A 20,789-nucleotide genomic window follows, 5' to 3' on the forward strand; every position below is an offset into this window, starting at 1 on the left:
CATGGCACTCCTGTTCAGCATCGGCATTTTCTTCGCTTGGGCGATGCTTGTCGCACTCGGCGATATCCGCTTTCGACGCGTATCGAATTCGCTGGTCGTCGCGGGATTGATTGCGGGATTCGCAAGCACATTCGCGCATGCCAATCCATTCGGCATTTTCCCGAGGCAGGCATTAATCGGCATGCTGGTCGGGGCAGTCAGCCTTTTTCCCTTTTTCGCCTTTCGCGTCATGGGCGCAGCGGACGTGAAGGTATTCGCGGTGCTCGGCGCATGGTGCGGCGTGCATGCGCTGTTCTGGCTATGGGCGGTCGCGAGCATCGCGGCGGGCGTGCATGCGCTTGCGCTGATGGCGATGTCGAACACGTCGATCGGCGCGCTGCGGCGGCGCGGCGCGCCCGCGATGTCGTTGGGCGGCCGGCGCGCGACGCCGTATGCCGCGTGCCTCGTGGCGCCGGCGGCAGGGTGGCTCGCGCATCTCGTCGCGTCAGGGGGCCTGCAATGACGACGCAGCGGCAGCCGTGCGCACGACGGCGCCAGCGGGGCGCGACGGCGGTCGAGTTCGCGCTCGTGTTCCCGCTGTTCTTCGTGATCTTTTACGCGCTCGTGTCGTACGGGCTGATCTTCGCGATCCAGCAGAACCTGACGCTGGCCGCGACCGAAGGTGCGCGGGCGGCGCTGAACTATGTGCCCGAGGCGAACGGCCAGGGGGCGCAGGCGCTGCAGGACCGCGCGAGTGCAGCCCGCAGGGCCGCGCAGAACCTGACCCGCTGGCTGCCGAACGTCGTGGTGCCGGCGCCGTCCTCGGCGGCGTGCAGCTACGACGCGTCGATGTACTGCGTGACGGTCACGGTGACCTACCCGTATGCGCAATATCCGCTGGTGCCGTCGCTGCCGCTGCTCGGCCTCGTGTTGCCGAGCGCGCTGACGAGCACGGCGACCGTGCAGATCAATCCGGCGACCATCCTGTGACGCAGCATGCGCGACGCGACCCCGATGCGTGAACCCCGATCCGCACTTCGACACGACCGACACAACACCATCACAGACGGCACTCGACACTCACCATGGCGAACAACCTGACCAAAATCATCGCCGGCCTGCTGATTGCGATCGCAGTCTTGCTGGGCATCTACGCATGGATGCTCGGGCGCGGTCCGGCCCGAGCGCCGGCGCCGGTCGTGGCGCAGGCCGCGGTGACGAAGACGGTGCCGCTCGTCGTCGCCGCGCGCCTGCTGCCGGCCGGGCAGGCGATCACCGCCGACGGGCTGAAGATCGTGCAGGCGCCGATGTTGCCGGCGGGCGCATTCAGCGATCCGGACGCACTCGTCGGCCGCGTGCCGGCGAACGACATCCTCGACGCGTCGCCGGTGCTCGCGGCTGCGCTGACGTCGGGGCTCGCGGACCAGGTGGCGCCCGGCGAGCGGGCGGTCGCGGTCAGGGTGGATGAAACGAGTGCGGTCGGCAACCGGCTGCGGCCCGGCAACTTCGTCGACGTGTTCCTGAACCTGAAGCGCGAGGGTGGCGCAGGCGGCCAGGCCGGCTCGGAAATTCCGCGTACGCAGGCGCGCCTGCTGCTGTCGAAGGTGCGCGTGCTGGCGTTCGGCGATGCGACGCCCGATCGCGACGGCGCGGCGGGACCGACGAGCATGGCGCGGACCGCGGTGCTCGCGGTGCCGACCGCGCAGGTCGACGCGCTGACGCTGGCCGACGCGAACGGCCGCCTGACGCTCGCGCTGCGCAATCCGCACGATGACGAAATCGCCGCGCAGACCGTCGCGATGCGCACGATGGGCGAGCTCGGGCCGTCGGCCGTGGCGGCCACGGGCGTCGCGCTCGACGAGCTGTCCGCGTCGCGCGCGCGCAGCACGCCACGCGAGCCGGCCGCGCCGCGCGCGCCGGTCGTGGCGCGGCCGGGCGGCGGCATCGAAGTGATACGTGGCGGGCGGGCCGAAACGGTCGCCTATTGAACAACTTCTGAACGACAACCCGCACGGTCATCGAAAGCAGCGACACAAATGAAGAACACACTGATTGCATTCGCGATTGCCATCTGGACCCTGACAGGCGCGACGCTGGCCGCGGCGGCAGGCGCCGGCGCATCGATCGATCTCGCCGTCGGCTCGCAGCGGCAGATCGCCGCCGGGCGCGCGCTGCAGCGGGTGGCGGTCGGCGACCCGTCGGTGGCCGACGTGCTGATCATGAAGGGCAGCCGCGCCGGCGCCGTGCTGCTGGTCGCGAAGGCGCCCGGCTCGACGAACGTGATGCTGTGGGAGCGCGGCCGCGACGAGCCGATGGTGTGGAACGTCAACGTCGTCGACGCGGCCGCGCATGCGGTGCTCGACAGCTCGACGCCCGACGCGAAGGCGTATGGCGACGTCGCGGTGCTGTCCGGTTCGGCGGCATCGCTCGACGCGCACGAGCGTGCTGCCGCGATCGGCCAGCACATGGCCGACAAGGGCGGCGCAGCGGCCGGCGGAAACTGGGGCGCGGGGGACGCGGGCGCGACCGGCAAGCGCGGCGGCGGCGCGAGCGGAACGCTCGGCAAGGCTGGCAAGGGCGGCGCGGTGATCGACGCGTCGACGGTCGGCGGCCGGAATACCGTGCAGGTCGACGTGCGCGTCGTCGAATTCAGCCGCTCGGTGCTGAAGGAGGCCGGGCTGAACTTCTTCAAGCAGAGCAACGGCTTTGCGTTCGGTGCGTTTACCGCCGGCGGATTGCAGTCGATCACTGGCGCGGCGACCTCCGCCTTCCAGGCGACGGCCGGCATTCCGGTCGCCTCAGCGTTCAACCTCGTCGCGAACTCGGCAGGCCGCGGCATCTTCGCGAACCTGTCGATTCTCGAAGCGAACAATCTCGCGCGGGTGCTCGCGCAGCCGACGCTCGTCGCGCTGTCCGGCCAGAGCGCGAGCTTCCTCGCGGGCGGCGAGATCCCGGTGCCGGTGCCGCAGGCGCTCGGCTCGACGGCGATCCAGTGGAAGCAGTACGGCGTCGGCCTGACCCTCACGCCGACGGTGCTGAGCCCGCGCCGCATCGCGCTGAAGGTCGCGCCCGAATCGAGCCAGCTCGATTTCCTGCACGGCGTGACGATCAACAGCGTCGCGGTGCCCGCGATCACGACGCGCCGCGCCGACACGACGGTCGAGCTCGGCGACGGCGAGAGCTTCGTGATCGGCGGCCTGATCGATCGCGAGACGATGTCGAACGTCAGCAAGGTGCCGGTGCTCGGCGACCTGCCGATCATCGGGGCGTTCTTCAAGACGCTCAACTATCAGCAGAACGACAAGGAGCTGGTCATCATCGTGACGCCGCACCTCGTCGCGCCGATCGCGAAGGGCGCCTCGCTGCCGGCCACGCCGGGCGAGCTGTCCGAGCAGCGCGACGGCCCGGTGTGGCGGTCGTACCTCGGCGGCATTGCATCGCCCGACGCGGCGCCGGGGTTTTCGAAATGAACGCGTGGCGCGCCGTCGCGCGCTGTCTGACCGGGGATGTCCCATATGAACGCGAGAACCCATTCGTTGGCTGAGCCCGCCGTGACCGACTACTTCGTCTGCGCGTCGCAGCACGACCGGCATATCGGCTGGCTCGGCGAGACCCTGGTGCCGGCCGGCGCGGTGGAGGCCGCGCCGCTCGATCCGGCCGCGCTTGCACAGCGCATCGCGGGGCTCAATCCCGCGATCGTCTTCATCGATTTCTCCGGCGCGCAGGCGGCGGCGAGCGCGGCCGCCGCCGTGGTGCGGGCCGCGCATCCGGGGCTGCCGGTCGTCGCGCTCGGCACGCTTGCCGAACCGGAAAGCGCGCTCGCCGCATTGCGGGCGGGCGTGCGCGACTTCATCGACGTGTCCGGCGCCGCCGAAGACGCGCTGCGCATCACGCGCGGGCTGCTCGAGCACGCCGGCGGCGGCGAGCCGGCGAACCGTCACGGCAAGCTGGTCGCGCTGCTCGGCGCGCGCGCCGGAATGGGCGTGAGCACGCTGGCGGCGAACCTGTCGGTCTGGCTGCACAAGCGCGGGTCGGCGGGCGCGGCCGACGGCGCGGCAATCGGTGCATCAAGCGGTGCATCGAGCGGCGGCGCCGCCGCGTCGCGCGGCCGGCAGACGGCGCTCGTCGACCTCGGGCTGCCCACCGGCGACAGCGCGCTGTTCCTCAACACGCGCTGCGAGTTCCACTTCGTCGAGGCCGTGCGCAACCTGCGCCGCATCGACCGCACGTTCGTCAACACCGCGCTGACCCGCCATGCGAGCGGCGTCGCGCTGACGACACTGCCGCCGAACCTCGCCGACCTGCGCGAGGTGTCGTACGCGTCGTGCGTCGGCCTGCTGAACCGGCTGCGCGCGTTCTTCGACCAGCAGCTCGTCGATCTCGGCGGGTTCTCGAACCGGGAATTCGTTGCGCAGATCGCGGCGGCGTCCGACGAGGCGTGGCTCGTCTGCGACCAAAACGTCGCGTCGATCGTGTCGGCGGTCGACCTGCTCGAGGGGCTGCGCGATGCGGGCGTCGACAGCGGCAAGATGCGGCTCGTCGTCAACCAGTACGACCCGGCGCTCAGCCTGACGCCGACCCAGATCGCCGATCGCCTCGGCGTCGCGCTGCTGGCGACGCTGCCCGCACGCCGCGTGCCGATCGGCCAGGCGGCGAACCAGGGCCGGCTCATCGTCGACACGGCGGAGCGCGACCCGTACGTGCGCGCGCTCGAGCCGCTCGCCGAGCGGCTGGCGGGCGCCGCCGCCGCACCGCGCGCCGCGTCGGGTCTTTCCGCGCTCAAGCGCTTCATTCAACCTTCGTCCAGGCGATCGTAAGCGATGGCACACGACATTCAATTCGCCGACGGCGCCGCGCCGTTCTCCCAGACGCAGCAATTCCACGACATCAAGGATGCCGCGCACGAGCATCTGCTCACGCGGATCGAGGAGCTGGGCGCCGAATTCGGACGCTGGTCGCGGCAGGCGATCAATCAGTTCGTCGACCTGGAGATCGACAGCTTCGTGCGCCTGCGCCGCATCCCGCTCAACGAGAACGAGGTGCGCACGATCGCGGAGGCGCTGACGAAGGAGCTCGCCGGCTTCGGGCCGATCGAGGACCTGCTCGCCGATCCGCACGTCGAGGACATCCTCATCAACGGCTACAAGGACATCTACGTGTCGCGCCACGGCGTGCTGGCGAAGCTGCCGGTGCGCTTCACCGACAACGCGCACCTGCTGCGGATCGTGCGGCGCATCCTCGCGCCGATCGGCCGCCGCCTCGACGAATCGAATCCGATGGTCGATGCGCGGCTGCCGGACGGCGGGCGCGTGAACGTCGTGATCGAGCCGCTGTCGATCGACGGGCCGGTGGTGTCGATCCGCAAGTTCCGCAAGGACCCGCTGAAGCCGGCCGACCTGCTCGCCAACAGCACCTTCAACGAGGAGCTCGGTGCGCTGCTGGAGGCGGCGGTCGAGGCGCGCTGCAACATCCTCGTGTCGGGCGGCACGAGCTCCGGCAAGACGTCGCTGCTCAACGCGCTCGCGTTCCACATTCCCGAGCCCGAGCGCGTCGTCACGATCGAGGACACGGCCGAGCTGTCGCTGAACCACCCGCACGTGGTGCGGCTCGAGAGCCGGCCGGGCGGCTTCGACGGCACCGGCGTCGTGACGATCCGCGACCTGCTGCGCAACACGTTGCGGATGCGGCCGGACCGCATCATCGTCGGCGAAGTGCGCGGCGGCGAAGTGCTCGAGATGCTGCAGGCGATGAACACCGGGCACGACGGCTCGATGGGCACCGTGCACGCGAGCTCGCCGCGCGAGTGCCTGTACCGTCTCGAGATGCTGGCCGGCTTCGCCGGGTTCCAGGGCACCGAATCGAGCCTGCGCCGGCAGATCGCGAACGCGATCGACTTCATCGTGCAGATCGGCCGGCTGTCGAACGGGCGGCGGCGAATCCTGTCGATCACCGAGGTCACGGGGCTGTCGGACAACATCATCGCGACGCAGGAGCTGTACCGCTACGAAGCGCGCGTGACGCCCGAAGGCGACGAAGTCGACCACTGGGAATCGCTCGGCATCCACCCGCATTCGCCGAAGCTCGCGCGCTTCCGCCAGACGCTGTCGGGCGGCGGGTTCGGCGGAGGTGGCTTCGGCGGCGACGGCTTCGGCCGCGGCGGAGGCTTCAATGTCTAGCCTGATGGTCGCCGCGCTGGCGCTCGCGCTCGTCTGCATCGCCGCCGCGCTGCTGCTGTGGCGGCACGGCGAGCTCAGGCGCGCTCGCGCGGATGCGCAGCGCTTCATTGACAGCCGGATCGAGCCGGCCGCGCGCGCGGGGGGCACGACGCAGGGGGCGTCCGCGCCGGGCGCACGGGCGGCGCAGGCGTCCGGCGGAACCGGCGCGCGCCCGGCCGCCCCGGCGTCGGGACCGGCGAGCGCATCGCGCTGGGTGCACTGGCGCGACCGGCTCGCCGAATACCTCGACCATCTCGCGAGCCGCGCCGGGATCGAGGATGCGCGCGGCAAGGGGCTGCTCGCGCTGGCGGCGCTGGCCGCCGTCGCGCTCGTCGCAGGGCGGACCGGCGGGCTGCTCGGCAGTGTCGCGGCGCTCGCGGCCGGCCTCGCGCTGCTCGCGTTCTGGCTCGTGTCGCGGATTCATCGCCGCCGCCTGCAGATCGTCCGGCAGCTGCCGTCGTTCCTCGACGGGATCGTGCGTCTCGTGACGCTCGGCAACAGCGTGCCGGCCGCGTTCCAGGCCGCGCTGCTGACGACCGAGGCGCCGTTGCGCGGCTGCCTCGACGTCGTGTCGCGGATGCTGCGCACGGGCGTCGAGATCGATCGCGCGATGGTGCATATCGCGAAGGTCTATCACACGCGGGAGTTCGAACTGGTCGGGTCGGTGCTGCGGCTGTCGGTGCGCTACGGCGGCCGCGCCGACGTGATGCTCGAACGCATGGCGGTGTTCATGCGCGATCTCGAGCAGGCGGAGCGCGAACTGGTGGCGATGTCGTCGGAGACGCGGCTGTCGGCCTGGGTGCTGGTGATGCTGCCGATCGCGATCGGCGGCTTCGTGATCGCGACGAATCCGTCCTATCTCAGTTCGATGTGGAACGACGACAGCGGGCGCGCGTACCTGTATCTGGCCTTCATCATGCAGATCGCGGGCGGCGCCTGGCTGTACCGGATGTCCCGGCTCAGGTGATGCGATGACGCCCAATCAACTCGGATCGATTGCGCTCGTGCTCGGCGCGCTCGGCGTGCTGCTGCTGGCCTGGCTGGCGCTGCGGCGCGCGGGCGCGGAGTCGCGCAGCCGCCGCGCGCTGGCCGATGCGCTGGACCGCCGCGCGGCCACGCTCACGGCGGCGGGCGCGCGCCCCGCGCCGGACGGCGCCGCGCCGCCGCTGCCGAAGCGCGAGACGCCGGCGGCCGCCGGGCGGCGCGCGCGTGTCGCGCAACTGCTCGAGCGGATGTCGACGGCCGGCGCCCGCTGGCTCGATACGGGGTTCGGCCGGCACATCGTGGCCGACGAGGACCGCCGGCTGCTCGAACAGTGCGGTTATGTCGACGCGCGCACGCGCGGGCTGTTCCTGAGCGCGCGGCTGGCCGGCGCGCTCGTCGCGCCGGTGCTGTTCCTCGCCTTCGTCGGGCCGCGCCTGCACGGCGGCCGCTGGGTGCTCGGTCTCGTGCTGGCGTTCGTCACGGGCTTCATGCTGCCGAAGATCCTCATCCGGCGGCGCGCGGCCGCGCGCCGGCAGGCGGTCGTCGACGAGCTGCCGCTGCTGGTCGACATGCTGCGCCTGCTGCAGGGCGTCGGCCTGTCGCTCGACCAGAGCCTGCAGGTCGTGACGAACGATTTCAGGGGGATGATGCCGGTGCTGTCGTCGGAGATGGGCATCGCGCAGCGGCAGTTCGCGGCCGGCCGCACGCGTGAGCAATCGCTGCAGCGGCTGGCGTCGGGCTTCGACAACGAGGACCTGCGCGCGATCGTGCGCCTGATGATCCAGGTCGACAAGCACGGCGGCGCGGTGCAGGAGCCGCTCAAGCAGTTCGGCGACCGGCTGCGCGAGGCGCGCCGCGCGATGCTGCGCGAGCGCATCGGCCGCCTGACGGTGAAGATGACGGGCGTCATGATCGTCACGCTGCTGCCGGCGCTGCTGATCGTGACGGCAGGCCCCGGGATGATCTCGGTGATGCACGCGCTGTCGCTGGCGCAGCACTGACGCGGCGAATGCACGGCGAATGCGAGGAATGAAGATGAAGCGGATCGGTGGAATCGTGAAACTGGCGGGCGTGGCGGCGCTGGCGGGGCTGCTCGCCGCCTGTTCGTCGTTCAAGGAAAGCGGGTATGGCGTCGGCGTGCAGGCGGAGCGCGCCGCGCTGATGGATGCGGCCGGCCGCAAGCAGGCCGCGCCCGATACGCCCGCCATGTATCTCGGCCTGATCGAGCGGATGCAGGCGCAGGGGCTGTATTACGCGTCGCTCGCGCACATCGACGCGTACGAGAAGCAGTACGGCGCGTCGCCGGAGTCGACGTTGCTGCGCGCCGACGCGCTGCGCATGACCGATCAGCCGGCCGCGAGCGCGGCCGTCTATACGCAGTTGCTGAACACGCCGCTTGCCGCGCGCGGGTATCGCGGGCTCGGGCTGATCGCCGGCGCCGCGGGAGACTTCGAGCGCGCCGCGCAGGCGTTGTCGCAAGCGTCGGTGCTCACGCCGACCGACGCGTCGATGCTGTCCGATCTCGCGTACGCGAAGCTGCGCTGCGGCGACGTGCAGGGCGCGCGCGTGCCGCTGATGAAAGCCGCCGAGCTCGACCAGAGCAATCCGAAGATCATCAGCAACGTGATGCTGTACCTGCTGGTGTCCGGCCACGCGCGCGACGCGCAGAAGTTGATGGGCCAGCAGAAGCTGCCTGCGGAGATCCGCAACGACATCCGCAACGACGCGGCGCGGATCGCAGCCGCCGCGCGCGCGTGGCGGCGACCGGTGGCCACGCCGGCCGCGATGGCCGTCGGCTCGGGCAGCGTCGTCGACATGCGCGGCAGCGGCGACGCGAAGGGCGGCGCGCCGGTCGCGAGCATCCAGGGATTCGATTCAACCGCGCCGCTGCTGCAGCGGTTCGCGCAATGACAAGACGTTCGGGGGAACCGACATGAGCGACAACGACAAGAACCTCGACCGGTGGATGCGCGTGCGCCGCGCCGCTGCGCTGGTCGCGCTGCTCGGCGCGGCGGCAAGCGCGCAGGGCCAGCAGCCGGCCGGGAATGCGACCTTGAATTCGACCGTCAATGCGGCCGAGATCGGCCGCTCGACCGACGCGTGGCTCGCGCTGCAGCGGGACAATCGGGCGGCCGGTCCGGACTTGCCGATGCTCGGCGACGCGGCGTCGCTCGCGTACCAGCGCTATCTCGACTCGTTCAAGAACAAGATTCCGGATTCGATGGGCTCGCCGCTGGGCTCGGGCGGCGGCGCATCGTCCGGCGGACAGGGCTCGGCGCAAGCGTATTGAGGCGGCGATGAGCACGGCTCGATTCCCCGGATGCCGCCCGGCCGGGCGCGACCGCGTGCGGATGCGCGGCCAGCGCGGCGCCGTGTCGGTCCTGGCGACCGTCTGGGTGCTCGTCGCGCTCGTGACGCTGGGCGCGATCGACATCGGCAACCTGTTCTTCCAGCGGCGCGACCTGCAGCGGATCGCGGACCTGTCCGCGCTGGCCGCGGTGCAGTCGCTCGACCCGTCCGATACGTCGTGCGGCGCGGCGAACACGGCCGCGCTGAACAATGCGCGGGAGAACGAAACGTCGAACACCGTGACGACGGGCGCGCCCGCGCGCGGGCAAGACCAGGTCGCGGCGACCTGCGGCCGCTGGGATCCGCAGGTCTATGCAGGCCAGCCGGCGTACTTCGCGCCCGCCGCGAGCGGGATGACGCAGCTCAACGCCACGCAGGTGACGGTCACGCGCACGATGCGCTATTCGTTCCTCGGCGTCGTGTCGATGCTCGGCGCGGGGCCGGGCACGATGTCGGCCACCGCGACCGCGCGCGCGAGCGCGATCGACACGTTCTCGATCAGCGCGACGCTCGCGAGCGTCGATCCGGTCTGGCTCAACGGCATCCTGTCGGCGTTGCTCGGGACGAGCGTCAGCCTCACGCTGGCCGACTATCAGGCGCTCGCGGGCGCGAACATCAAGCTGCTCGGCATCTCGACCGCGCTCGGCGCCGGGACGGTGAACGGGCTCGTGGATCTGTCGGTGACGGTGCCGACGCTGATCGGCAACCTGAGCGCGTACGTCGGCGCATTGCAGGCCGGCGGCGGCAACGGCCCGGGCTACGTGGCGCAGCTGCAGGCCGCGTCGACGGCGCTCGGCAAGCTGGCGGGCGCCAGCGTCGGCAACACGACCGTCGTCGTCGCCAATGCGCCCAACGCGCTGCTGAACATCAGTCTCGGCAATCCGCAGTCGGGCGCCGACGCGCAGGTCAACCTGCTCGACCTGCTGACGACGGCCGCGCAGGTGGCCGCGTACAACAAGGGGCACGCGGTGTCGCTGAACACCGGCGTCACGCTGCCGCTGGGCGCGAGCGGCTTCAATGTCGTGTCGCTGCAGCTTCAGGTGCTGAATCCGCCGTCGATCGCGGTCGGCGAGGCGGGGCTGCTGCCGAACGGGACGTGGCGCACGCAGGCGTCGTCGGCGCAGATCGGGGTGTACCTGAACGTGCAGACGCCGAGCATTCCGATCACCGGCGCGCTGGGCCTCAGCGGCTTGATCGACCTCACGCTGAGCGGCATCGACCTGCCGATTTACCTGCTCGTCGGCGGGCCGGCCGTGGCGAGCCTCGCGGCGACGAAGTGCGGTTCCGCCACCACGCCGAGCACGACGACGATCGTCGCGACGCCGGGCATCGCGAAGCTGTGCATCAGTGCGCCGCCGTCCGGCACGCTGAACCTGTCCAACGTGAGCACCTGTCCGCCTGCCGGGACGCTGCAGTTGCTGAACCTGCAGGCATCGACCCTGTTGTCTCCGCCGGTGTCGCTCGGGGTCAGCGCGTCGATCTCGAACCCGGTGCTGCAGATCGTCGGCACCGCGTCGTCGAGCGCGCCGTACGCGGGCTACCCGTCGGCCACGCCTTACCACTTCTGCAACGCGCCGGCCGGCCTGGCGACCCCGGTGTCGTGCGGCAGCGGCTGGGTGAGCCCGTCCACCGCGTCGAGCCCGAACAGCTACTGGACCACCTACGTGAACAACCTCGGCGCGTCGCTCGGCACGGCGCTCAGCAACATCAACCTGAACGCGATCACGATCCTCGGCATTCCGATCCCGCTCGGCCCGCTGCTCAACGCGATCGGCAGCCTCGTGCTGCAGCCGGTGCTGTCGGCGCTCGATGCCGTGCTCGTGCCGATCCTCGGGCTGCTCGGCGTCCAGGTCGGCCAGGCGACCGTGCATCAGATCTCGCTGACCTGCAACGCAGCGCAACTCGTCAACTGAAGAAGCCTCCGAAGAATGAGAACCACGCCCGCAATCGAAGAGCTCGACCTGTACGTCTGGGAAGGCAAGGCGGACATCGTCGACCGCGTCGCCCGGTGCATGGCGAGTTTCGACGTCGAAGTGATCCGCGCCGACAACGCGGAACTGTCGCCCGAGCGCGCTGCGATGCGCCCGTCGCTGGCGATCATCAGCGTGACGATGATCGAGACCGGCGCCGCGTTCCTGCGCGACTGGCAGGCCAACATCGGCATGCCGGTCGTCTGGGTCGGCGCCGCGCGCGACCACGACGCGTCGCAGTATCCGCCCGAGTATTCGCACATCCTGCCGCTTGACTTCACCTGCGCGGAACTGCGCGGGATGGTCGGCAAGCTCGTCACGCAGCTGCGCGCGCACGCCGCGCAGACGCTGCAGCCGTCCGAGCTCGTCGCCCACTCGGAATCGATGCAGGCGCTGCTGCGCGAAGTCGACACGTTCGCCGACTGCGACACCAACGTGCTGCTGCACGGCGAAACCGGCGTCGGCAAGGAACGCATCGCGCAACTGCTGCACGAGAAGCACTCGCGCTACCGGCTCGGCGAATTCGTGCCCGTCAACTGCGGCGCGATTCCGGACGGCCTGTTCGAGTCGCTGTTCTTCGGCCACGCGAAAGGCTCGTTCACCGGCGCGGTTGTTGCGCATAAAGGGTATTTCGAGCAGGCCGCGGGCGGCACGCTGTTTCTCGACGAGGTCGGCGACCTGCCGCTCTACCAGCAGGTCAAGCTGCTGCGCGTGCTCGAGGACGGCGCGGTGCTGCGCGTCGGGGCGACGTCGCCGATCAAGGTCGATTTCCGTCTCGTCGCCGCGAGCAATAAGAAGCTGCCGCAGCTCGTCAAGGAGGGGCTGTTCCGCGCCGACCTGTATTACCGGCTCGCGGTGATCGAGCTGAGCATCCCGTCGCTCGAGGAGCGGGGCGCGGTCGACAAGATCGCGCTGTTCAAGTCGTTCGTCGCGCAGGTGGTCGGCGGCGAGAAGCTCGCGCAGCTGCCCGACCTGCCGTACTGGCTCGCGGACGCCGTCGCCGACAGCTATTTCCCCGGCAACGTGCGCGAACTGCGCAATCTCGCCGAGCGCGTCGGCGTGACGGTGCGGCAGACGGGCGGCTGGGACGCCGCGCGGCTGCAGCGCCTGGTCGCGCATGCGCGCAGCGCCGCGCAGCCGGTGCCGGCGGAGAGCGCGGCCGAGGTGTTCGTCGACCGCAGCAAGTGGGACATGAGCGAGCGCAGCCGCGTGATCGCCGCACTCGACGCGAACGGCTGGCGCCGCCAGGACACCGCGCAGCAGCTCGGCATCAGCCGCAAGGTGCTGTGGGAAAAAATGCGCAAATACCAGATCTTCGACGAGGAGCCTGAGACCCGCGATAGTGAGTAAATAATGAGATAATGCCCCGCAGAATTACAACGACTCGAAGCGGGAATAACATTTCATGAGCCAGATGACGGGGTTGGGAAGGGCGTGCGCGCTGGTCGCACTGCTCGGAGGCATGCAGGGCGCATTCGCGCAAGGTTTGGCCGGCACCGCGAGCCCGGCCGCGCAGCCGGTGGAGCCGGCGTCGGCGCCGGTCGCGGCGATTCCGGCGCTCGACGCGCAGGCGCAAACGCCGATGCAGGCCGGTGATGCGACCGGTCCGAGCACGGTGGACGAGCTGCAGCGCCAGATCCAGGCGCACTCGCTGACGGAGATGCGCACGAACTACAACGGCAGCTACGGCGCGAGCCTGCTGTTCAACGTGAAGGACGGCGCCTATTTCGTCGCGCTGTTCCAGCAGAAGGCGTTCTGGCGCGTGATCAAGACCTACAACGAGGTGCGGGCGGAGGCGATCTACCGCGATTTCTCGCGGCAGGCCGAGCATCTGGCCGTCAACGAACTGCGCGCGGCGAAGCTCGAAGCGCAGAAGGCGCAGACGGATCGCCAGATCGAGGTCGCGCAGGAGCGGGCGAAGCGTCTGCAGGCGGACTTGTCGATTGCGCGCGAGCAGCAGGCGGCCGTCACGGATCGCCAGAAGACGGTGCGCAGCGAGACCGCGGCGCTGCAGGCGCAGCAGGCCGAACTGCAGGCGCAATTGCGCGCGCTGAAGCAGCAGGTGCGATCGTTGCAGCATGAGGCCTACGCCGGCTTGCCGCACGTGCGTTGAGCGTCGTGGTGTGTGGCATTCGACGGCATGCCGCGGCGGCGCGACGAAGAAAAAAGGGCAAACCCGCGGGTTTGCCCTTTTGCGTTATTGGCCGTTACTGGCCCTTACTGGCCGTCCGGCACGATCCGGCGGCGGCGGGTGACGATCACCGGCCCGTTGTTGCTGCGCGATTCCGACGGCGCGGAGGAGGCGGGCGAGTCGCCGGCGTCACGCGGCGCGCCGTAGTTTTCACGAGGTTCGCGCGGCGCGCCGTAGCTTTCACGCGGCTCGCGCGGCGCGCCATAGCTTTCACGCGGTTCGCGCGACCCGTAGTCGCCACGCGATTCGCGCGATCCGTAGCCGTCGCCGCGCGATTCGCGGGAGCCGCCGTGCGAGCCGTACGGGCTGTGTCCGCCGCCTTCACGGCCGCCGGGACGCCCGCCGCCGCCCGGGCGCGGGCCGCGCGGGCCGCCGCCGCCGGGGCGCGAACCGCCGGTGTCGAGCTGGATGGTGGAAATCGCACGCTTGTAGATGCCCTGCAAACCCACGGGGGTGCGCAGCATCACCAGGTACTGGTCGAACGACTCGATGCATCCCGTCAGGCGAATGCCGTTGACGAGATAGATTTCAACGCGCTTACGTTCCTTGCGCGCGGAATTGATGAAGTCGTTTTGCGGATGGGATTCTGCGGGATTGGCCATTGAGATGCGGCAGGAGCCTGCGTCAGAAGTATGTTGTGCGTGTGTGTGGCGTGGAATCCACAAGGTATTTGTGCGGGATTCTACCCTGTTCGATCCCGATGCGCGCGCTCACGATTGTGTCGAACCGTAACCCACTATAGACGGTTCCGGGCATTTCCGCGATTCGGCCAAACGGCCAACGCCGTTTTGTTACGTCGCGTTACGACTCTCGCAGCGCCGTTGCACCTGAACGCGCGCCGCTCCACTACAGTCTCCGCGCACGCCGGCGAGCCGGCATCTCGGAGGTCCAGAACATGAACAAGAGGCGAATGGCAGGGTGGGTAGCGGGCGTCGCGCTGCTGGCGTCCGGCAGCGCGATGGCGGGTCACGTCGACGTCGGGATCGGCATCGGCGTGCCGGTCGCGCCGGTCTATGTCGAGCCGGCGCCGGTCTATGTCGCACCGCAGCCGGCGGTGGTCGCGTATCCGGGCTACGGGTACGGCTACTACGGCGATGACGACGACGACCGCTACCGCAAGTGGCGCAAGCACTACTACAAGCACTGGCACAGGCACCACGACGACGATGACGATTGAGCGCCGCACGCGCCGGCGCCCCCGCGCCGGCGCGCGTCAGAACGCGTAAGCCGGATTCTTCGGATCGAACGCGGCTGCGTCGAACGAAGCCGGCGCGATCTTCTCGATGACGATCCGCTCGAACAGCCGCCCGTCGTTGTCATACGATTCGACGGTCCGGAACCACGGCGCGTGCGGATCGAGCCCCAGCACTTCCTTCTTCGCATGGAACCGCGGTCGGCGCGACGGCGCGCACTTCCTTCGTTCATCGACCAGGCTCCCGGAGCGACGCGGATTCAGCCTTGCCTGCCGGCCTTGAGCTTCGCGAGCTCCTCGTCGCGCAGCGCGCGGCGCAGGATCTTGCCGACGTTGGTCTGCGGCAGCGCATCGCGGAACTCGACGAGCTTCGGCATCTTGTAGCCGGTCAGGTTCTTGCGGCAGTGCGCGAGCACGTCGTCGGCGGTCAGCGCCGGGTCGCGCCGGACGACGAACACCTTGATCCGCTCGCCGTGCACTTCGTCAGGAATGCCGATCGCGGCGGCCTCGCTGATGCCCGGGTGCATCACCAGCACTTCCTCGATCTCGTTCGGATACACGTTGAAGCCCGACACGAGGATCATGTCCTTCTTGCGGTCGATCAGGCGTACGAAGCCGCGCTCGTCCATCACGCCGATGTCGCCGGTGCCGAGCCAGCCGTCGGCGTCGATCACCTTCGCGGTTTCCTCGGGGCGCTGCCAGTAGCCGCGCATCACCTGCGGGCCGTGCACGCACAGCTCGCCCGGCTCGCCGATGCCGGCCCAGGTGCCGTCCTCGCGCCGCAGGCGCACGACGGTCGACGGCGCGGGCAGGCCGATCGAGCCGCTGAATGCGGCCATGTCCTGCAGGTTCACCGGGTTCATCGTGACGATCGGCGAGCATTCGGTGAGCCCGTAGCCCTCGATCACCGGCCGCCCCGTCACCTGCTGGAAGCGTTCCGCGACCGCGCGCTGCATCGCCATGCCGCCCGCCATCGCGAGCTTGAGCTTCGAGAAGTCGCGGTTGCGGAATTCCTCGTTGTCGAGGAACGCGTTGTACAGCGTGTTGATGCCGGTGATCCCCGTAAAGGTCTCGTGACGGATGATCTTCATCACCATCTTCGTGTCGCGCGGGTTCGCGATCAGGATGTTGCGCCCGCCGAGGCCCATGAAGATGAACGCGTTCACGGTCAGCGAATAGATGTGATAAAGCGGCAGCGGCGTGAGCACCGTCTCGATGTCGCCCGTCACCTGATCGGCGATCCATGCCTTCGCCTGCAGCAGGTTCGCGATCAGGTTGCCGTGCGTGAGCATCGCGCCTTTCGCGACGCCCGTCGTGCCGCCCGTGTACTGCAGGAACGCGAGATCGTCGCGCGTCAGCGGCACGGGCCGCGGCTTGCCGCGCGCGCCGAGCGCGAGCGCCGCGCGCAGCCGCACGGCCTGCGGCAGGTGGTAGGCGGGGACGAGCTTCTTCACGTGCTTCAGCACGACGTTGATGAGCCGGCCCTTCAGGTTCAGGCCGTCGCCGAGCAGGTCGCCGAGCGCGGTGACGATCACGTTCTTCACCGACGTTTGCGGCAGCGCATCCTGCAGCGTGCGCGCGAAGTTCTCGAACACGACGATCGTCTGCGCGCCGCTGTCCTGCAGTTGATGCGCGAGCTCGCGCACCGTGTACAGCGGATTGACGTTGACGACGATCGCGCCGGCCTTCAGCGTGCCGAACAGCGCGACCGGGTACTGGAACGTGTTCGGCAGCATGATCGCGACGCGGTCGCCGGGCTTCACGCCGAGGCCCTGCAGGTACGACGCGAATGCCGCGACCTTCCGCGCGAGCGCGCCATAAGTCATCGACGCGCCGGCGCTCACGTACGCGACGCGCTCGGCGAACTGCGTCGTGCATTCGTCGAAGAACTGCACGAGCGACGCGTACCGCGTGACGTCGATCTCGTGCGGCACGCCGGGCGGATACGACGCGTACCAGATGCCGTCGGTGTTCGGCGGCGTCTGCGTGGCGGCCGGCGCTGCGGGAGAGGGCATGGGAGGCTCCTGGATTTTGATCTCGAAGGTAAGGCGGACGGCGTGCGGCGCGGCTGCGAGTGGCAGCCGCGCAAGGCGGCCGCCGTCAGGTTGCGTGATGCAGCGTCGTGTCGTCGGCCGGCGTGTCGGCGGGCGCGGCCGGCGTGACCGGCACCGAGGGCGCCGCGGGCACGAGGTCGTTCGCGCCCGCGTCGTCGAGCACCGCCGCGAAGATCGCGAGCTGCGCGCTGTCGGGCAGCGGCGCCTTCAGCGCGGCGACGATCAGCGACGACAGCCGCGCGATCATCTGCACGTCGTTCATCTTGCGGCCTTGCGAGAACTCGTCTATCAGGCTTTCGGTCTCGGCGCCCGCGAGCGCGCCGGACAGCGCGCCGATCGCGAAGTGCAGCCGCCAGCCGAGCTCCGCGCGCGGCAGGTTCGGCAGCGCGCGCTGGAACGCGTCGAAGAAGCGGACCGCGACGCTCGCGTAGTGCGCGGTCAGGAAGTTGCGCACGAACGGCGACGGGTCGGTGTATGCGCGGCCGATCAGCCGCAGGAATGCGCGGCCGCCGCGCTCCGGATCGCGCGATGCCTTCAGCGCGGGGATGAACATCGCGCCGAGCACGTGTTCGCACGTGACGTGCGCGCCGAGCTGCGCGTCGAAGTGATCGAGGATGCGCAGCCGCTCCTGGTTGAGCTGATCGAGCCGCCGCGACAGCATCGCGTGGATCAGCGCCTCCTTGCTGCCGAAGTGATAGTTGACCGCCGCGAGATTGACTGCCGCGCGCGACGTGATCTGCCGCATCGACATTGCCTCGAAGCCGTGCTCGACGAACAGATCCTCGGCCGCATCGAGGATGCGCGCCTTCGTTCCGCCGGTTTGCCGGTTGCCGGACGGCCGCCCCGCGGACGGCCGTCCCACCTGACCCGCTGCCATGTTCCGCCTCCCATGCCGACTCGCGCGGACGCGAACCGGCGATTCGAATTTGTAATTCAAACAAGCGTTTTTATTAAGATAAAAAGGCGCGGGCCGCGCGGGCAAGCGCTGAATCTGGACAGAAACCTCTAGATCGATGTGCAGGTGCGGCAAGATCGCCGCGCGGCCTCCGCAGGCCGGGACGCGCGGCATGGTGCGTCGCGTCATCCTGCTCGCTCAGCCGACGGCGCTACGCGTATTGACGGATTGCGTCATGTCGACGCCCCGTCGTTCCGGGCTGAACATGATCAGGACTGCGATCACGATCGCGACGGTGCCGCACACGAGCGCGAGCGCGAAGCTGTAGTTGTTGCCGTGCGAGACCGCGACCGACGCCTGCATCGTCGCGTTGCCGGACGCGAGCAGGTTGCCGAGCTGGTACACGAAGCCGGGGAACGTTGCGCGGATTTCGTCGGGGGAAATCTCGTTCAGGTGGACCGGAATGATGCCCCATGCGCCCTGGACCGAGATCTGCATCAGGAACGCGCCGGCGGCGAGCGCGAGCGGGCCGCTCGAGTAGGCCCACAGCGGCAGCACCGGCAGCGCGATCAGCGCGGCGACGAGGATCGTGCGGCGCCGGCCGAATTTCTCGGAGGCCGCGCCGAAGGTCAGCCCGCCGACGATCGCGCCGATGTTCAGCACGATCGTGATCCACGACACGGTGTGCGGATCGAAATGGTGCTGCTCGCGCAGGAAGGTCGGATACAGGTCCTGCGTGCCGTGCGAGAAGAAGTTGAACGCCGTCATCAGCACGACCGCGTAGATCGCGAGCTTCCAGTTCTGCTGCAGCGTGGTCGAAAGACGCGGGCGAGGGCGCTGCTCCATCTGCTTCCAGGCCGGCGATTCGGGCACGCTCGTGCGCACGTACAGCACGAGCAGCGCCGGCAGCACGCCGACCATGAACATCCCGCGCCAGCCGATGGTTTGGTAGAGGATGCCGAACACGACCGACGCGAGCAGGTAGCCGCTCGGGTAGCCGGCCTGCAGCAGCCCCGACACCGCGCCGCGCGCATGGGTCGGCACGGTCTCCATCGTCAGCGCGGACCCGACGCCCCATTCGCCGCCCATCGCGACGCCGAACAGCGCGCGCATCACGAGCAGCACGGCCAGGCTCGGCGCGAAGCCGGACGCGAGCTCGAGCAGCGAGTAGCACGCGATGTTGATCATCAGCGTCGGGCGGCGGCCGTAGCGGTCGGCGAGCCGGCCGAAGATCAGCGCGCCGAGCGGGCGCATCGCGAGCGTCAGCGTCAGTGCGAACGCAACGGCCGGGATGGTCGAATTGAACTCGGCCGCGATGTCCTTCAGCACGAAGACCATCAGGAAGAAGTCGAATGCATCGAGCGTCCAGCCGAGATAGGCGGCGATCGTGACGTTGCGTTGCTCGCGGGTCCAGCTCATGGCGGACGTCTCCTGGTTGGCGTGCGCCGTGCGGTTTCGCATGCCTGCGCCGCCCGGCCGGCGCGCTGCGCGGGGGCCTCCATCGAGTGTAGGTCGCCGCGTCGCGCGACGCGGCCGAATCGGGAATAATCCCTACGAAATGGTCTGTTTCCGGCGGCGCAATGCCTGAGCGCGACGTGTCGGAACGGCCGCTGTAGTGTTTTTGTAATTCGACGGCGCACGCGTGCGCCGGCTCAGGAGTCCCGATGACCGCATGTCCCGCCGCTGCGCTGCCCGCACTCGAAACCGCCCGACTGTGGCTGCGCCCGCGCGTGCTCGCGGATCTCGACGCGTGCCTGGCGATGGACCGCGATCCCGAAGTCACGCGCTACATCGCCGGGCCGTGGCACGACCCGGTCGAGCACCGCCGCTTCGTCGAGCACCGGATCACGCGCGACTATCCGCCGGGGCTCGGCTACTGGTCGATCTTCGAGAAGGCCGCGCCGGATGCGTTCGTCGGCTGGGTGCTGCTGATTCCCGACTACGTGGGCGGCGCGCGCGACGTGGAGATCGGCTGGCGGCTCGTGCGTAACGCGTGGGGGCGCGGCATCGCGAGCGAAGCCGCGGCGGCCCTCGTGCGCCACGCGTTCGACACGGTGCGCCTGCCGCGCGTGATCGCCGACATCGCGGCGGCCAACGCCGGCTCGCTGAACGTCGCGCGCAAGCTCGGCATGCGCCGCGTCGGCGTCGTGCAGGACGGCATCCCGTACATGCGCTACCGGCTCGAGCGCGACGATCTGCGCAGGTAGCGGCCGAGCATCGGCGTGCGGTTGTCATGGATCGTCAAATCCGGGCAGGCGAGGGATGCGCGGTATTAACGCCGTGCAGGTTCAGGAGTATCGTTGCCGGAATTTGTCGACAGAGGGCTCGATCATGTCACTCGGCCGCGATGTTCATCTCATTCCCGTTAAGCTCGACGCGCTGCGCCCGACCCAGATGACGGTCGGCTATCGCGAGGTGAAAGCGAAGCGCAAGCACTGGAAGACGCTCGGCAAGCGCGAACGCAAGGCGGCGATCGATTCGCACTGGTTTCCCGCGGTCGTCGGCCCCGACGGCCGGCATTTCATCACGGATCACCATCATCTCGGCCTCGCGCTGATCGAGGAAGGCGAGACGACCGTGAAGGCGATGCTGCTGAAGGACCTGTCTTGGCTCGACGAGACGATCTTCTGGCGGATGATGGAGCACAACCAGTGGGTGCACCCGTTCGGCGCGGACGGCGCGCGCCGCGATTATGCGGATCTGCCGAAGGTGCTCACGGGGCTCGAGGACGATCCGTACCGCAGCCTCGCGGGCGAGCTGCGCACCGCGGGCGGCTACGCGAAGGACGCGACGCCGTTCAGCGAATTCCTGTGGGCCGACTACCTGCGGCTGCACGTGACACCCGACCAGATCCGCAAGAACTTCGACAAGGCGCTCGCCGCCGCGATGAAGCGCGCGCACGAGCAGGACGCGCGCTACCTGCCCGGCTGGTCGGGCGTCATCGTCACGAAAACCTGACC

General features: G+C 69.4%; 20 protein-coding genes and 1 pseudogene. 16 read left to right on the top strand and 5 right to left on the bottom strand.

Annotated features, from left to right (window positions below; genetic code table 11):
- Position 1: 1 nt before the first annotated feature.
- From KY49_RS06320 to KY49_RS06380, 13 genes are all read left to right on the top strand, one after another.
- On the top strand, positions 2 to 502 hold the full coding sequence (locus tag KY49_RS06320; protein WP_042583829.1) for an A24 family peptidase: 501 nt from the start codon (positions 2 to 4) through the stop codon (positions 500 to 502).
- Entirely contained in the window at positions 499 to 969 is a 471-nt protein-coding gene (locus tag KY49_RS06325; RefSeq protein ID WP_042583830.1) for a TadE/TadG family type IV pilus assembly protein, read from the top strand. Before KY49_RS06320 ends, KY49_RS06325 begins: the two co-directional genes overlap by 4 nt.
- 95 nt (positions 970 to 1,064) lie before the next feature.
- Positions 1,065 to 1,967 carry a Flp pilus assembly protein CpaB gene (gene cpaB / locus KY49_RS06330; RefSeq protein WP_042583831.1) on the top strand — a complete coding sequence of 301 codons (903 nt, stop codon included), beginning with the start codon at positions 1,065 to 1,067 and terminating at the stop codon, positions 1,965 to 1,967.
- Positions 1,968 to 2,015: 48 nt separating this feature from the next.
- On the top strand, positions 2,016 to 3,449 hold the full coding sequence (locus KY49_RS06335; protein ID WP_042583832.1) for a type II and III secretion system protein family protein: 1,434 nt from the start codon (positions 2,016 to 2,018) through the stop codon (positions 3,447 to 3,449).
- A 45-nt stretch (positions 3,450 to 3,494) separates the two neighbouring features.
- A complete protein-coding gene (locus KY49_RS06340) occupies positions 3,495 to 4,796 on the top strand; it encodes a fimbrial protein (protein WP_042583833.1) in 1,302 nt (433 codons plus the stop codon).
- A 3-nt stretch (positions 4,797 to 4,799) separates the two neighbouring features.
- A complete protein-coding gene (locus KY49_RS06345; protein ID WP_042583834.1) occupies positions 4,800 to 6,155 on the top strand; it encodes a CpaF family protein in 1,356 nt (451 codons plus the stop codon).
- The gene (locus KY49_RS06350; RefSeq protein ID WP_042583835.1) at positions 6,148 to 7,161 is read left to right on the top strand and encodes a type II secretion system F family protein; all 1,014 of its coding nucleotides are present in this window, start codon (positions 6,148 to 6,150) and stop codon (positions 7,159 to 7,161) included. Before KY49_RS06345 ends, KY49_RS06350 begins: the two co-directional genes overlap by 8 nt.
- 4 nt (positions 7,162 to 7,165) lie before the next feature.
- Positions 7,166 to 8,179, top strand: coding sequence for a type II secretion system F family protein (locus tag KY49_RS06355; RefSeq protein WP_042583836.1), 1,014 nt, complete (start codon positions 7,166 to 7,168; stop codon positions 8,177 to 8,179).
- Positions 8,180 to 8,213: 34 nt separating this feature from the next.
- The gene (locus KY49_RS06360) at positions 8,214 to 9,089 is read left to right on the top strand and encodes a tetratricopeptide repeat protein (protein WP_042584582.1); all 876 of its coding nucleotides are present in this window, start codon (positions 8,214 to 8,216) and stop codon (positions 9,087 to 9,089) included.
- A gap of 22 nt (positions 9,090 to 9,111) precedes the next feature.
- Positions 9,112 to 9,468 carry a DUF3613 domain-containing protein gene (locus KY49_RS06365; RefSeq protein WP_042583837.1) on the top strand — a complete coding sequence of 119 codons (357 nt, stop codon included), beginning with the start codon at positions 9,112 to 9,114 and terminating at the stop codon, positions 9,466 to 9,468.
- Positions 9,469 to 9,475: 7 nt separating this feature from the next.
- A complete protein-coding gene (locus tag KY49_RS06370) occupies positions 9,476 to 11,440 on the top strand; it encodes a TadG family pilus assembly protein (protein WP_082062305.1) in 1,965 nt (654 codons plus the stop codon).
- A gap of 15 nt (positions 11,441 to 11,455) precedes the next feature.
- Entirely contained in the window at positions 11,456 to 12,847 is a 1,392-nt protein-coding gene (locus KY49_RS06375; RefSeq protein ID WP_010096289.1) for a sigma 54-interacting transcriptional regulator, read from the top strand.
- A gap of 55 nt (positions 12,848 to 12,902) precedes the next feature.
- Complete coding sequence (locus KY49_RS06380; RefSeq protein ID WP_042583839.1) at positions 12,903 to 13,610, top strand: DUF2968 domain-containing protein; 708 nt, start codon at positions 12,903 to 12,905, stop codon at positions 13,608 to 13,610.
- 104 nt (positions 13,611 to 13,714) lie between these two features.
- Here the strand turns inward: KY49_RS06380 and hfq are convergent, their stop codons facing one another.
- Positions 13,715 to 14,290, bottom strand: a complete 576-nt coding sequence (hfq, locus tag KY49_RS06385; protein WP_042583840.1) for an RNA chaperone Hfq — start codon at positions 14,288 to 14,290, stop codon at positions 13,715 to 13,717.
- A gap of 293 nt (positions 14,291 to 14,583) precedes the next feature.
- Here hfq and KY49_RS06390 point away from each other — a divergent pair, with 293 nt between their 5' ends.
- On the top strand, positions 14,584 to 14,865 hold the full coding sequence (locus KY49_RS06390; RefSeq protein ID WP_042583841.1) for a PXPV repeat protein: 282 nt from the start codon (positions 14,584 to 14,586) through the stop codon (positions 14,863 to 14,865).
- 36 nt (positions 14,866 to 14,901) lie between these two features.
- On the opposite strand, the pseudogene KY49_RS35190 reads toward KY49_RS06390, so the two are convergent.
- From KY49_RS35190 to KY49_RS06405, 4 genes and pseudogenes are all read right to left on the bottom strand, one after another.
- Positions 14,902 to 15,093, bottom strand: a pseudogene (locus KY49_RS35190) (DUF1571 domain-containing protein); the annotation flags it as partial.
- A gap of 47 nt (positions 15,094 to 15,140) precedes the next feature.
- Positions 15,141 to 16,895 (bottom strand): AMP-binding protein, encoded by a 1,755-nt coding sequence (locus KY49_RS06395; protein ID WP_042583842.1) that lies wholly within the window; start codon positions 16,893 to 16,895, stop codon positions 15,141 to 15,143.
- Positions 16,896 to 16,980: 85 nt separating this feature from the next.
- Positions 16,981 to 17,811, bottom strand: a complete 831-nt coding sequence (locus tag KY49_RS06400; protein WP_042583843.1) for a TetR/AcrR family transcriptional regulator — start codon at positions 17,809 to 17,811, stop codon at positions 16,981 to 16,983.
- A 216-nt stretch (positions 17,812 to 18,027) separates the two neighbouring features.
- Positions 18,028 to 19,248, bottom strand: coding sequence for an MFS transporter (locus tag KY49_RS06405; RefSeq protein ID WP_042584583.1), 1,221 nt, complete (start codon positions 19,246 to 19,248; stop codon positions 18,028 to 18,030).
- Positions 19,249 to 19,493: 245 nt separating this feature from the next.
- On the opposite strand from KY49_RS06405, the gene KY49_RS06410 reads away from it, so the two are divergent.
- Positions 19,494 to 20,036, top strand: a complete 543-nt coding sequence (locus KY49_RS06410) for a GNAT family N-acetyltransferase (RefSeq protein WP_042583844.1) — start codon at positions 19,494 to 19,496, stop codon at positions 20,034 to 20,036.
- 124 nt (positions 20,037 to 20,160) lie between these two features.
- On the top strand, positions 20,161 to 20,787 hold the full coding sequence (locus KY49_RS06415; RefSeq protein WP_042583845.1) for a ParB-like protein: 627 nt from the start codon (positions 20,161 to 20,163) through the stop codon (positions 20,785 to 20,787).
- Positions 20,788 to 20,789: the final 2 nt, after the last annotated feature.

This window comes from Burkholderia sp. MSHR3999 (assembly GCF_000833595.1).
In the GTDB taxonomy this organism is placed as follows: domain Bacteria; phylum Pseudomonadota; class Gammaproteobacteria; order Burkholderiales; family Burkholderiaceae; genus Burkholderia; species Burkholderia ubonensis.

What these genes read in the sequence shown, in the direction of transcription:
- KY49_RS06320 (WP_042583829.1), top strand. Translation starts at nt 2, where the DNA reads ATGGCACTCCTGTTCAGCATCGGCATTTTCTTCGCTTGGGCGATGCTT.
- KY49_RS06325 (WP_042583830.1), top strand. Translation starts at nt 499, where the DNA reads ATGACGACGCAGCGGCAGCCGTGCGCACGACGGCGCCAGCGGGGCGCG.
- cpaB (WP_042583831.1), top strand. Translation starts at nt 1,065, where the DNA reads ATGGCGAACAACCTGACCAAAATCATCGCCGGCCTGCTGATTGCGATC.
- KY49_RS06335 (WP_042583832.1), top strand. Translation starts at nt 2,016, where the DNA reads ATGAAGAACACACTGATTGCATTCGCGATTGCCATCTGGACCCTGACA.
- KY49_RS06340 (WP_042583833.1), top strand. Translation starts at nt 3,495, where the DNA reads ATGAACGCGAGAACCCATTCGTTGGCTGAGCCCGCCGTGACCGACTAC.
- KY49_RS06345 (WP_042583834.1), top strand. Translation starts at nt 4,800, where the DNA reads ATGGCACACGACATTCAATTCGCCGACGGCGCCGCGCCGTTCTCCCAG.
- KY49_RS06350 (WP_042583835.1), top strand. Translation starts at nt 6,148, where the DNA reads ATGTCTAGCCTGATGGTCGCCGCGCTGGCGCTCGCGCTCGTCTGCATC.
- KY49_RS06355 (WP_042583836.1), top strand. Translation starts at nt 7,166, where the DNA reads ATGACGCCCAATCAACTCGGATCGATTGCGCTCGTGCTCGGCGCGCTC.
- KY49_RS06360 (WP_042584582.1), top strand. Translation starts at nt 8,214, where the DNA reads ATGAAGCGGATCGGTGGAATCGTGAAACTGGCGGGCGTGGCGGCGCTG.
- KY49_RS06365 (WP_042583837.1), top strand. Translation starts at nt 9,112, where the DNA reads ATGAGCGACAACGACAAGAACCTCGACCGGTGGATGCGCGTGCGCCGC.
- KY49_RS06370 (WP_082062305.1), top strand. Translation starts at nt 9,476, where the DNA reads ATGAGCACGGCTCGATTCCCCGGATGCCGCCCGGCCGGGCGCGACCGC.
- KY49_RS06375 (WP_010096289.1), top strand. Translation starts at nt 11,456, where the DNA reads ATGAGAACCACGCCCGCAATCGAAGAGCTCGACCTGTACGTCTGGGAA.
- KY49_RS06380 (WP_042583839.1), top strand. Translation starts at nt 12,903, where the DNA reads ATGAGCCAGATGACGGGGTTGGGAAGGGCGTGCGCGCTGGTCGCACTG.
- hfq (WP_042583840.1), bottom strand. Translation starts at nt 14,290, where the DNA reads ATGGCCAATCCCGCAGAATCCCATCCGCAAAACGACTTCATCAATTCC.
- KY49_RS06390 (WP_042583841.1), top strand. Translation starts at nt 14,584, where the DNA reads ATGAACAAGAGGCGAATGGCAGGGTGGGTAGCGGGCGTCGCGCTGCTG.
- KY49_RS06395 (WP_042583842.1), bottom strand. Translation starts at nt 16,895, where the DNA reads ATGCCCTCTCCCGCAGCGCCGGCCGCCACGCAGACGCCGCCGAACACC.
- KY49_RS06400 (WP_042583843.1), bottom strand. Translation starts at nt 17,811, where the DNA reads ATGGCAGCGGGTCAGGTGGGACGGCCGTCCGCGGGGCGGCCGTCCGGC.
- KY49_RS06405 (WP_042584583.1), bottom strand. Translation starts at nt 19,248, where the DNA reads ATGAGCTGGACCCGCGAGCAACGCAACGTCACGATCGCCGCCTATCTC.
- KY49_RS06410 (WP_042583844.1), top strand. Translation starts at nt 19,494, where the DNA reads ATGACCGCATGTCCCGCCGCTGCGCTGCCCGCACTCGAAACCGCCCGA.
- KY49_RS06415 (WP_042583845.1), top strand. Translation starts at nt 20,161, where the DNA reads ATGTCACTCGGCCGCGATGTTCATCTCATTCCCGTTAAGCTCGACGCG.